Annotated in this window: 9 protein-coding genes; 6 read left to right on the forward strand and 3 right to left on the reverse strand. The window is 35.0% G+C overall.

Annotated elements, in window-relative coordinates; translation table 11 throughout:
• Window positions 1–9: 9 nt before the first annotated feature.
• Complete coding sequence (locus DB891_RS00765; RefSeq protein WP_116759604.1) at window positions 10–675, reverse strand: succinate dehydrogenase cytochrome b subunit; 666 nt, start codon at window positions 673–675, stop codon at window positions 10–12.
• Between the two features lie 382 nt (window positions 676–1,057).
• On the opposite strand from DB891_RS00765, the gene DB891_RS00770 reads away from it, so the two are divergent.
• A complete protein-coding gene (locus tag DB891_RS00770; RefSeq protein WP_116760309.1) occupies window positions 1,058–2,419 on the forward strand; it encodes a hydroxymethylglutaryl-CoA synthase family protein in 1,362 nt (453 codons plus the stop codon).
• 155 nt (window positions 2,420–2,574) lie between these two features.
• On the opposite strand, the gene DB891_RS00775 is transcribed toward DB891_RS00770, so the two are convergent.
• A complete protein-coding gene (locus tag DB891_RS00775) occupies window positions 2,575–4,056 on the reverse strand; it encodes a helix-turn-helix domain-containing protein (protein ID WP_116759606.1) in 1,482 nt (493 codons plus the stop codon).
• Window positions 4,057–4,176: 120 nt separating this feature from the next.
• On the opposite strand from DB891_RS00775, the gene aceB reads away from it, so the two are divergent.
• The 4 genes from aceB to DB891_RS00795 all read left to right on the forward strand — a co-directional run bounded on the left by aceB (window position 4,177) and on the right by DB891_RS00795 (window position 9,856).
• Window positions 4,177–5,778, forward strand: a complete 1,602-nt coding sequence (gene aceB / locus DB891_RS00780; RefSeq protein WP_116759608.1) for a malate synthase A — start codon at window positions 4,177–4,179, stop codon at window positions 5,776–5,778.
• Between the two features lie 93 nt (window positions 5,779–5,871).
• Complete coding sequence (gene aceA / locus DB891_RS00785; RefSeq protein ID WP_116759610.1) at window positions 5,872–7,152, forward strand: isocitrate lyase; 1,281 nt, start codon at window positions 5,872–5,874, stop codon at window positions 7,150–7,152.
• A gap of 349 nt (window positions 7,153–7,501) precedes the next feature.
• Window positions 7,502–8,794, forward strand: a complete 1,293-nt coding sequence (locus DB891_RS00790) for an aminopeptidase P family protein (protein ID WP_116759612.1) — start codon at window positions 7,502–7,504, stop codon at window positions 8,792–8,794.
• A 255-nt stretch (window positions 8,795–9,049) separates the two neighbouring features.
• Window positions 9,050–9,856, forward strand: coding sequence for a TIGR00266 family protein (locus DB891_RS00795; protein ID WP_116759614.1), 807 nt, complete (start codon window positions 9,050–9,052; stop codon window positions 9,854–9,856).
• A gap of 43 nt (window positions 9,857–9,899) precedes the next feature.
• Here DB891_RS00795 and DB891_RS00800 read toward each other — a convergent pair whose 3' ends face one another.
• Window positions 9,900–11,120 carry an AbiH family protein gene (locus DB891_RS00800; RefSeq protein WP_116759616.1) on the reverse strand — a complete coding sequence of 407 codons (1,221 nt, stop codon included), beginning with the start codon at window positions 11,118–11,120 and terminating at the stop codon, window positions 9,900–9,902.
• 90 nt (window positions 11,121–11,210) lie between these two features.
• On the opposite strand from DB891_RS00800, the gene DB891_RS00805 reads away from it, so the two are divergent.
• Window positions 11,211–11,999 (forward strand): alpha/beta fold hydrolase, encoded by a 789-nt coding sequence (locus tag DB891_RS00805; RefSeq protein ID WP_116759618.1) that lies wholly within the window; start codon window positions 11,211–11,213, stop codon window positions 11,997–11,999.
• Window position 12,000 lies beyond the last annotated feature (1 nt).

The raw sequence follows: 12,000 nt of genomic DNA on the forward strand, positions 1-12,000 counted from the left end.
AGATTGATATTAATTATTAAAGTGATGAAATAGCGCAATAAAAATAAATCCAAAAGGAACTATAATTGCAAATGCATAACATATTTTATGCAAAGACTTTCCGATTTTGTTATCAAATCCTACTGATTGCAAAGAGGATGTGAAACCATGCCAAAGGTGTAATGCCAATAATACGAAAGCAACACTGTACAATCCTGTACGAACTGGACTTTCAAATTTAGCTACCAATTCATGATAATATCTTGTTTCATCAATTGCATTCGCTTCTACGTATTTGTAAACCATTTCATGAACCCAGAAATCATAAAAATGCAAGCCTAAAAAAGCCAACACTACCAACCCTGAAATAATCATGTTTCTAGATGCCCATGATGCATTTGATGCGCCATCGTACTTTGCATAAGCAACAGGTCTAGCGTTTCTGTTTTTCAACTCCAAGACGAATCCCATAACGAAGTGAAAAATAACCCCTGCAACTAAAATAGGTTGCATTGCAAATTGGATTAACGGATTGTAACCCATAAAATGTGACATCGCATTAAACGTATCGGCACTAAAAACCGATATGAAATTAATAAAAAAGTGTAGCGATAGAAACATAATCAAAAAAAGTCCTGAAAGCGCCATAGCTACTTTTTTAGCTATAGACGACTTCAATATTGCAGATTTTGCCATAATAGTATAAATGTTTTGTTTTTTTAAAAGTCGAACAAAATTAGGTTAATTAGGAAAGAATCACAACGATTTAGCTCTCTTTGGTGTCTTATTTATAATCATTTTAAAGTATTTAAACGAAAAATTAGCAGATCTTCAAAAATGAAGTGCTAACACATTAAAACTCTGTTGATTGCTTCAAAAAAACTCAAATAAAACAAAAACGACTCTTTATGAATTACATAAAAAAATCAAAACAAAAGACGGGATAATTATTCATTATTCAATTTTATAAATAATTACTTTACAAATAAGCAAAAACACAAAAAACAGGAATTTTGTGGTACTAAAAAAATTGCCATTCAATGACGGAGTTTTAATTTTACCAATTAAAAAATTGAAAATGAAAATCGGAATTGACGCTATAGCTTTTGATGTTGCCAAAATACATTTACCCATAAAAACCTTGGCTTTAGCCAGAAATATTGAATCCGAAAAACTGAAAAAAGGTTTAGGGTTAATCAAAATGACTTTGCCGGACATTCACCAAGACACTGTGGTATTTGGGGCCAATGCCTTAACCAAATTAATACTGAACAACAACATCAAGCTAGACGAAATTGCCCGAATCTATGTTGGAACCGAAAGCGCTATCGACAACTCAAAACCCATCAGTTCGTTCTTGATTACTCTAATGGAACAAAAATTTGGTGAGGATTCTTTATCAGAATGTGACGTTGTAGATTTTACTTTTGCCTGTATTGGAGGTGTTGATGCATTACAAAACTGTATCGATTTTATTCAACTCAATCCCACCAAAAAAGCGATTGTTGCTACCACCGATTTCGCCAAATATGATCTAAATTCTACTGGCGAATACACACAGGGAGCTGGAGCAGTAGCGATATTGATTAGTGCAAATCCAAGAATTATTGCTTTCGAAAATCATTGGGGCGTAAACACAAAAGGAGTTTTTGATTTCTTCAAACCTTATAGAACAGTTTCAAAACAGGAAATCACAGGAAACACAAACAACGAATCTTGGTTTGACAATTTAGAAAGCGAAATTGAAATCCACAAAGACCAACCTGTTTTTGATGGTCAATATTCGAACCAATGCTATATGGATCGAACCAAAGCAGCTTATTTTTCATTCAAAAAATTAAAAAATACTCAAGAGACTATTTATCATTCCTGGAAAAGTATCGTGATGCATTTACCTTATGCTTTTCAAGGGCGAAGAATGTTATCCGAGATTTACGCCTTGGATGCTTCAAGCGCAATTCTTTCTGGCGAAGAAAACCCATCAGAATATCAGAACAAATTAAAAGAAATCAGTAAGTCTGAAGAATACAAAACATTTGTTATCGAAAAATTACAACCTGCAGAATTGGCTTCTTCTTTAATTGGAAACTTATATACGGGTTCTATTTTTATGGGATTACTTTCTACTTTGGCTCATTTTTATGACACCAAAAAGGAAATTACTTCTGAAAAATTTGGTTTTTTAGCCTATGGAAGCGGTTCTAAATCTAAGGTTTTTGAAGGTACGATTCAACCCGAGTGGAAATCAACTCTAGCTAATGTTGCCCTTTTTGAAACTTTAGAAAATAGTTTTGAAATTGATTTTGAAACTTATGAGAAATTGCATAAAAAGGAGCAAAAACAAAGCATTGTAGAACCTAAAAATGAATGGATTCTGGATCGAATAGAAGCAGAAATCCCTAATTTAATCGGAGCCCGTTATTACAAATGGATTGATTAGTGTTAAAGAATTTTTGATTGCAGATTAACGATTTTTGATTTGAGATTTTGCATTAGTAAATAAAGACCGGTATGCTTTACAGATCTCGCTCATCTGAAATCAAAAATCGTTAATCAAAAATCAGCAATCATTTTATCATTTAACTCTTAGTAATCTCAGCTATACTTAGCCATATATTTTTGAACCGTAGCATCGGTTTTTTCATTTCTGAGTTTTTGATTCAAATGAATCGGAGGCGAAGCTCTTTCTAAACAATTTTGTACCGAACAAGTTTCACAAGTAACTCCTACTATTTGTTTTTTTACTGAACCTCCTTCAATAAACTTAAATTTTTTCTTAATAGAAGGTGTGATCAAAATTCCAACAGAAATACTTCTCAAACAATTTTTCTTGAAAGGATCTGGCGTGGCCGATGAAAAAACAAGGTACTCATTATTGCTGTTTTCATAACGCGAAATCTGCGCATCAAAAAAGTGTTCCTTTTTTTGTCTTATGGACTCCACAATCGTCTTTATAGAAACCCATCTCCTGCAATAATGCTCATTCATTTCATTGGCATGAGGCTCTTGCTGATTGGTAATATGCAATTCTTTTTTTATTTGATACGTATCCGTACCTATTTCATGGGATAAACGTAGAAAAAAGAGGTTCTTTATCTGAAAATCCTTCGGTAAAATATTTGTCAACCGCTGATAAAAAGATTCCGGCGAAACCGTAAACTTATTCATCAACTGAATCATTTCTTGAGGTTTTGGATCTGACTTTGATAAAAACAAGTTCAACTCATTAATCAATCGTTCTCTCGGAATCAGTAATGCTCCCGCAAAATAAGAAGCATAAAAATTATTAAGGACTTGATCAAAATTATCAAACTTAATCCAACTGAAAGTATAAAGTCTTTCTTTGATTTCAAGAAAATTATAGGCAATCTCTTTGGCTAAAATAAATGCTTTTTGAGAATCATCAATGCCTACGGAAAGCAACAATGTTTTGCTTTTTGGCACAAAAATAGACCTTAAATCGCCCAATTCTTCTTGCTCAGAGAAAACAATTTCATTGATAGTATAACCATATTCTTCAATCAATATCGCCGACAATTCATCGATAGAAATAGTAGCATCCCCGTCAATATGAAACGCTTTACAAAACAACAGCACCTTTTCTTCAAGATCTTCAAAGTAATTATTATGCGCTTCTTGATAGGATCGCAAAGCTGCCAAGAAGAAACTTTCTCGAGTTAAGTTATAATGTTGTGCTATTTCAATAATCGTACTGATAAAGGCATTGACTTTGGCAGGAGCATTGGCGATAATGTCAATTAAATCAGCTTCTTGAATCCCAAAAAGATCCAGCGGAATCTCCTTCAAAATTCCAGATTTTAATATTTCTCCAATCGGCGCGAGATTATTATCGAGTTTCAAAGACACCATATGATCATAAGTGACGTCTAATTTCTCTGCCAAAAGAATGATTTTATCCGTCTTGGGATATTTTTTTCCTTTTTCTATTTCGTTCAAATAGGATTTAGAGAGCTCCGTTATTTTGGCTAAGCCAAATAATGACAAATCTTTATTTGTTCGGGCCTGCTTGAGTTTAAGCCCGAAAATTAGCTTGATATATTCCTTTTCTACGTTCATAAAATCAAAGATAAACTAAAAAAATAAAAACCGCAAAAAATATTATTTTCATTTTTAGCGTACGTTCGCTTGTTTTGTAAAAAACTTTTTGTACTATTGTAAAAGAAAAACGCACTAACCATGATGAACCAAACCGAAACCACCGAAAAAAAGTTCCAAATAACAAATGGAATGACTCAGCAGTATCCCGAAATATTGACGGATGAAGCCATCGAATTCTTAACTGAATTGCATCAAAAATTTAATAACCGAAGACTTTCGTTATTAGAAGACCGCAAAAAACAACAGGTCTTATTTGATGCTGGCGCATTACCTAGCTTTCCTCTTGAAACCAGAAACATTAGAGAAAGTAACTGGAGAGCTGCAACAACACCTAAAGATTTATTAGACAGAAGAGTCGAAATCACAGGTCCGGTGGATCGAAAAATGGTCATAAACGCACTTAATTCTGGTGCCAATACCTTCATGGCCGATTTTGAAGACAGCACTTCCCCAACTTGGAGCAATTTGATGGAAGGCCAACAAAATCTTAAAGACGCCGTAAATAAAACCATAACGCTTGAGGACACTATAAAAAACAAAAAATACGAGCTTAAAGAAAAAACAGCAGTTCTAATAGTAAGACCTCGTGGCTTGCATTTGAATGAGAAAAATATTCTTATTGACGATCAACAAACATCAGGTTCTTTAATAGATTTTGGATTATATGCTTTTCACAATCATGAGCAATTATCCAAAAACGGAACCGCTCCTTACTTTTATTTGCCAAAATTAGAGCACTATCTTGAAGCAAGATGGTGGAATGAGGTTTTTGAATTTACACAAGAATATCTAGGAGAACAAAACGGGACTTTCAAAGCAACCGTATTGATCGAAACGATTACAGCCAGTTTTCAATTGGACGAAATCATCTTCGAATTGAGAGATCATATCGTAGGATTGAACTGTGGTCGATGGGATTACATTTTTTCTTACATCAAAAAATTGAGAAAAAACAAAAACTACATCGTTCCAAACCGTGATCAAGTAACCATGACTTCGCCTTTTATGAGTGCTTATTCGCAATTGGTAATTCAAAGATGTCACAAACGAAATATTCATGCAATAGGCGGAATGGCAGCTCAAATTCCAATCAAGAATAATGAAGAAGCCAATAATATTGCTTTTGATAAAGTAGTAACCGATAAACAAAGAGAAGTACAAAACGGACATGACGGTACTTGGGTAGCACATCCAGATTTGGTTCCCTTGGCAAAATCGGTTTTTGATAAACACATGCCAACAGCCAATCAAATTCATGTGAAAAGACAAGATGTTCATGTTGTAGCCGAAGATTTACTGGCCGTTCCACAAGGGACTATTACCGAAGAAGGGGTTCGGAAAAACATTAGCATCTCTGTTCTCTACATCGCTTCTTGGCTTAACGGACAAGGTGCAGCAGCATTACACCATTTGATGGAAGACGCCGCTACAGCCGAAATTTCAAGGTCTCAATTGTGGCAATGGCTTCAAAACGAAGTGATTTTAGACACTAAGAAAACGTTAACCGAAGATTACTACCATCGCTTAGCCATGGAAGAATTTGAAAAAATTAAAAAAATAGTGGGGGACGAAAACCACGAAAAACAAAATTATCATTTGGCAGAACAATTGCTAGATACTTTAGTGGTTAACGACAATTTTATAGAATTCTTAACCCTAATCGGTTACAAACACCTATAACAATTTCAATAGCAATGGCAATTTCAATGTCAATTTTCGAATAAAAAAACCAACAAAAAAATAACCAACAAAATCTATTAAACTTAAAACACCATGAAAACCACCGAAACAAGAATTCAAGAATTAGTTACAGACTGGATCACAAACCCAAGATGGAAAGGAATCGAACGCCCTTATACCGCCGAAGAAGTGGTAAAACTTCAAGGATCTTACCAAATTGAGCATAGCGTTGCCAAAATTGGAGCCAATAAATTATGGAACAGACTTAATTCTCAAGATTTCGTTGCTGGATTGGGTGCACTTACCGGGAACCAAGCCATTCAAGAAGTAGAGGCAGGACTTGAAGCCATTTACCTAAGTGGTTGGCAAGTAGCCGCCGATGCGAATGTGGCGGGCGAAATGTACCCTGACCAATCTTTATATCCTGCTAACAGCGTTCCGTTGGTAGTAAAAAGAATCAATAACGCACTTTTACGTGCCGATCAAATACAAGTAGTTAATGGAACTGCCGACAAAAAAGATTATTTAGTACCTATCGTTGCCGATGCCGAAGCTGGTTTTGGAGGAAATCTAAATGCTTTTGAGTTGATGAAATCGATGATTGAATCAGGAGCAGCGGGAGTTCACTTTGAAGACCAATTGAGTTCTGCCAAAAAATGCGGGCATCTAGGTGGTAAAGTTTTGGTACCTACACAAGAAGCCATCAATAAATTAATCGCTGCTCGTTTGGCTGCCGATGTAATGGGAACGCCAACACTTGTTGTTGCACGTACAGATGCCGATGCTGCTAATTTATTGACCAGTGATATCGACCCTCGAGATACCAAATTCATCACAGGAGAGAAAACCGCCGAAGGATTCTTCTATGTAAACTGTGGCATCGAACAAGGAATTGATCGCGGTTTGAGCTACGCACCTTATGCCGATTTAATTTGGATGGAAACCAGTAATCCGGATCTAAAATATGCCAAACAATTTGCAGATGCGATTCACAAAGAATTTCCAGGCAAAATGTTAGCCTACAATTGTTCTCCTTCTTTCAACTGGGCGGCCAAATTATCTGTTGCCGAAATGGAAACGTTCCGTGAAGACTTAGCCGCAATGGGTTACAAATTCCAATTCATCACTTTGGCAGGATTCCACGCCTTAAACACCAGTATGTTCGAATTGTCTAAAGCCTACAAAGAAAGAGGAATGGCAGGTTATTCTGAACTACAAGAAAGAGAATTCGCATTGCAACAACACGGTTTCAAAGCCGTAAAACACCAAAGTTTCGTTGGCACCTCCTATTTTGATGCTGTACAAAACACCGTTACCACAGGAAAATCTTCTACAACAGCCATGAAAGATTCTACCGAAGTAGCTCAATTTTAATTTTAAATACCTTTCTTAAAAGCACGAAGAAACCCTTATTTCTTCGTGCTTTTTTTATTAAAATCCACTCCTAAAACAGTTAAACAAGAAATATTTGGCTGTGACCCCATACTAAAAATGGGCTACTTCACAGACCGCTTAGTCGCCCATTTTTAGTATGCGGTCGGGCTATCCACGCTACTTCGGTAGCTAGTTCCTATCCCTCACACTATCAGAAAACAAGAACTTTAGTACAAACCATCATCTTTATTTAAACCAGTCAATAAAATCTCAAAAAAAACAACACAAAAGCTAATTTCTTTTTTAAACTTAGTATTTTTGATGATTCAATACCTAAAATCATTCTACAATGAAATATCATCAAATAGACCGCGCACTTTTTATAAAAAATCGCGCAAAATTCACGGCTCAAATGAAGCCAAATAGTGTTGCCGTTTTCAATTCAAATGATATTTATCCGGTTTCTGCAGACAGCACATTGCCTTTTGCACAACATCGCGATATTTTTTATTTATCGGGAGTAGATCAAGAAGAAAGCATCTTATTACTTTTTCCAGATGCACCTTACGAAAATCAAAAAGAAATATTATTCCTAAAAGAAACTAGCGAGCATATTGCCATTTGGGAAGGCGAAAAACTAACCAAAGAACGCGCTTTTGAAGTTTCAGGAATTAAAACCGTGTATTGGTTACAAGATTTCGAAAAAGTCTTAAACGAAATGATGACCTACTCAGACATCATGTACATCAACACCAACGAACATTACCGCGCTTCTATCGAAACCGAAACCCGTGAAGCTCGTTTCATCAAATGGTGGAAAGCCAAATATCCTGCTCATCAAGTTGCCAAAAGCAACCCAATATTACAACGTATCCGTTCAATTAAAGAGACCGAAGAAATAGATTTAATCCAGAATGCCTGTAACATTACCGAAAAAGGTTTCCGAAGATTGCTCTCCTTCGTAAAACCAAACGTAACCGAATACGAAATCGAAGCCGAATTGATTCATGAATTCGTACGCAACAGATCCAAAGGTTTTGCATACACGCCAATTATTGCTTCTGGAAATAATGCCAATGTATTGCATTACATCGAAAACAACCAACAATGTAAAGCGGGTGATTTAATCTTGCTTGATGTTGCAGCAGAATATGCCAACTATTCTAGTGATATGACTCGTGTAATTCCAGTTTCCGGAAAATTTACTGACAGACAAAAAGACGTTTACAACGCTGTTTTACGTGTTAAAAACGAAGCCACCAAAATGCTAACTCCAGGAACGCTTTGGAAACAATACCATGTTGAAGTGGGCAAAATCATGACTTCGGAGTTACTTGGTTTAGGATTAATCGACAAAGCCGATGTTCAAAATGAAAACCCGGAATGGCCAGCATACAAAAAATACTTCATGCACGGAACCTCACACCACATGGGATTGGACACACACGATTACGGATTATTACACGAGCCAATGAAAGCCAATATGGTATTCACCGTTGAGCCCGGAATTTACATCCCAGCCGAAGGTTTCGGAATTCGTTTGGAAGACAATTTAGTGGTTCAAGAAACTGGGGAACCTTTCAACTTAATGAAAAACATCCCAATTGAAGCAGAAGAAATCGAGAGTTTAATGAATTCTTAATTTTAATTATCACATATCAAAACGGCTTTCAGCAATGGAAGCCGTTTTTTTGTTGCCAATAAAATTCGGGCGTGTCCTAATATTATTCTGACAAGGTTCTTTTGTCATTTCGACGGAGGAGAAATCACATAACGAGAGCAACAAATGTGATTTCTCCCTCTGGTCGAAATGACACCGCTAAAGTATATTTCGTCCTCGTTTGTAACATTATAAATCCTCATCCGACTTATCTAAAAAAATAAAACCACAGAAATCATGCAAGCACACGAAATAGATTACCAGATTTTTGGAGAAGAAATGCAGTATGTCGAAATAGAATTAGACCCGCAAGAAATCGTAATTGCTGAAGCAGGTAGTTTTATGATGATGGAAAACAACATTCAGATGGAAACCATATTTGGAGACGGATCCGCACAGCAAGTAGGATCGGGTTTGTTTGGCAAACTTTTGAATGCGGGAAAAAGAGTTCTTACAGGCGAAAGCTTATTCATGACGGCATTTTTAAACCAAGGCAACACTAAGAGTAAGGTTTCGTTTGCTTCACCCTATCCCGGAAAAATTCTTCCTATTGATTTAACACAATTTCAAGGCAAATTTATCTGCCAAAAAAGTTCTTTTTTATGCGCCGCCAAAGGCGTTTCGGTTGGAATAGAATTCTCCCAAAAACTCGGACGTGGTCTATTTGGAGGCGAAGGTTTCATCATGCAAAAAATAGAAGGAGACGGAATGGCTTTTGTTCATTCGGGAGGAACAATGGCAAAAAAAGAATTAGCCTCCGGCGAAATTCTAAAAGTGGACACCGGTTGCATCATTGGTTTTACCAAAGATGTCAATTATGACATTGAATTTATAGGCGGAATCAAGAATTCTATTTTTGGAGGTGAAGGCTTGTTTTACGCAACCCTTCGTGGTCCAGGAACCGTTTACATACAATCATTACCTTTCAGCAGATTAGCGGACAGAATTATTGCATCGGCACCAAGATCAGGTGGCAACAGCCGCGACGAAGGAAGTTTACTAGGTGGACTTGGAAATCTATTGGATGGTGATAATCGTTTTTAAAATGTAATTTAAATATAAACGGCTTTCAGTGATGGGAGCCGTTTTATTTTAATGGAAGCTGAATTTGAGGCAATGGTTGACAAAGAGTTTTGTTTACTATTTTTTCTCTCATTAAAGCTTTTTTATTAAAATGACGAGAAATATTCTGAATGATTTCGGTATAATTATCCGTACCATCCTTTTTTAGATGATAAAAAACCTTTATTGATCTACAATTGTTATGTTCAAAAACGGTATTTAACAAAGTCCTATCTGATAACCCACAAGAATGCCCCATAATATACACTTGAAATTTATCACTATCAATATAGCTTAATAAATCATTATAATTTGAATTCTGAAGATATTGAAATGACTTAAAGTTTCTTAAATATTCATTATTATTAATATTTTCAATGAATCTATAATCATCATCCATCTCATCTCCAAAACCGAAGTTAATTGGGTCTTCTTTGTTTGAAAGTTTACCGTGAATAAAATTAACATTTGTTTCTATTCTGTCATTTTGTACGATACCACTATATTTAACTATAGTCGGAGTATAATTAAAATTTAAAAAATATAATTTATTTACAATTACTCGATTCTTCTCTTCCAGAAAATTGACTTCAATTTTATTTCTATCGCTTAGATTGGAAAATTCTTTTAAAATGTTTTCTTCATTACTTAATAATGATATTGGTTTTAATTTTTCATGGATTTTTAACCAATCCTGATTTTCTCCGCTAAAATGCTCAAAATGATATTTGGCTAAAACTTTTTCCTCTAGATATTTTTCTAAAAGATTTTGTACTTGATTAAACTCTTTATTTAATTTACCAACATTTCCATAATACAAATACTTACCTGGCTCCTCCTTTGTCTTGCTTTTTAAAATTTCATAGTATATATTTTCAATATCAACCCAATTTTTAACATTCATTTGTTGATTTAATATTCTAAAAAAATCATTTTTAAATTTCAAAAGGGAAGTTTTTGACATTGTTGTTCTTAAAGGTTTATATAGAAAAAATTCATTTTCTTCCATTTTCACTTTCCATACATTACCATATTTAATAAAATAATTATTCAATATGTCTACTAAGTTAGAATAACTATTTATCCCATCATAACTCCCAATTTCATCAATGTTTAATTTGATAAAATCATCCTCATAACATGTATTGTTTATATTCTTCCAATAATCGTCAATAAAATCTTTATAAGAAGTTGGCAATCCATGAGCCAAATCAAAACCGTTTCCAATAATTACAAGTCTGTTCATATTTTACAAAATGCTTTCCTCAAATGTAGCATTTAGGAATTTAAAAAATTAATTTTGCAGTTGTAAACTATCAACATAATCCCTGTTCTTTTGGAAACACTTCTCTACAAAAACACTCAAATTTCATACTCTGATACTGGAAAAGGAACTGCAGTAGTCTTACTACACGGTTTTCTAGAAAACAAAACCATGTGGAACAACTACATAGCAGATTTTTCTAAAAAAAACAGAGTCATCACCATCGATTTATTGGGGCATGGCGAAACCGAATGCTTAGGTTACATCCACACTATGGAAGATATGGCCGACGCAGTTCATGCTGTTTTAAACGAATTAAAGATCCGAAAAGCAATTTTTGTAGGTCATTCAATGGGCGGTTATGTGGCTTTGGCTTTCGCCGAATTGTATCCCGAAGTAACGAAAGGATTTGTTCTTTTGAATTCGACCACTTTTTCAGATGATCATGAGCGCAAAATAAACAGAAATAGAGCAATAAAAATCGCACACAAAGAGTACGCTAATTTGGTTCAACTTTCTATTGCCAATTTATTTAGCATTGATAATCGCGAGCGACTAAGTACCGAAATAGAACAAGTGAAATTGGAAGCCTTAAAAACACCTTTACAAGGTTACATTGCCGCACAAGAAGGTATGAAAATAAGAAAAAACAAAGAGCACTTGTTACATCTTACCGATTACCCAAAATTGATTATTCTTGGCAAAAAAGACGGTGTTCTTAATTATGAGGACAACATCAAACAAGTAGAAGGAACCAATGTAGAACTCATTTCGTTGCCCGACGGTCACATGTCACATATAGAAAACCAAGAGGAGCTGCTAGCTATTCTAATTAACTTTTTTAAGCAATTTAAAAAATAAT

This window comes from Flavobacterium laiguense, from assembly GCF_003097655.1.
Taxonomy (GTDB): Bacteria; Bacteroidota; Bacteroidia; order Flavobacteriales; family Flavobacteriaceae; genus Flavobacterium; species Flavobacterium laiguense.

Bases quoted from the DNA above. Each gene is read 5' to 3' on its own strand.
- DB891_RS00765 (WP_116759604.1), bottom strand. From the start codon at position 675: ATGGCAAAATCTGCAATATTGAAGTCGTCTATAGCTAAAAAAGTAGCT.
- DB891_RS00770 (WP_116760309.1), top strand. From the start codon at position 1,058: ATGAAAATCGGAATTGACGCTATAGCTTTTGATGTTGCCAAAATACAT.
- DB891_RS00775 (WP_116759606.1), bottom strand. From the start codon at position 4,056: ATGAACGTAGAAAAGGAATATATCAAGCTAATTTTCGGGCTTAAACTC.
- aceB (WP_116759608.1), top strand. From the start codon at position 4,177: ATGATGAACCAAACCGAAACCACCGAAAAAAAGTTCCAAATAACAAAT.
- aceA (WP_116759610.1), top strand. From the start codon at position 5,872: ATGAAAACCACCGAAACAAGAATTCAAGAATTAGTTACAGACTGGATC.
- DB891_RS00790 (WP_116759612.1), top strand. From the start codon at position 7,502: ATGAAATATCATCAAATAGACCGCGCACTTTTTATAAAAAATCGCGCA.
- DB891_RS00795 (WP_116759614.1), top strand. From the start codon at position 9,050: ATGCAAGCACACGAAATAGATTACCAGATTTTTGGAGAAGAAATGCAG.
- DB891_RS00800 (WP_116759616.1), bottom strand. From the start codon at position 11,120: ATGAACAGACTTGTAATTATTGGAAACGGTTTTGATTTGGCTCATGGA.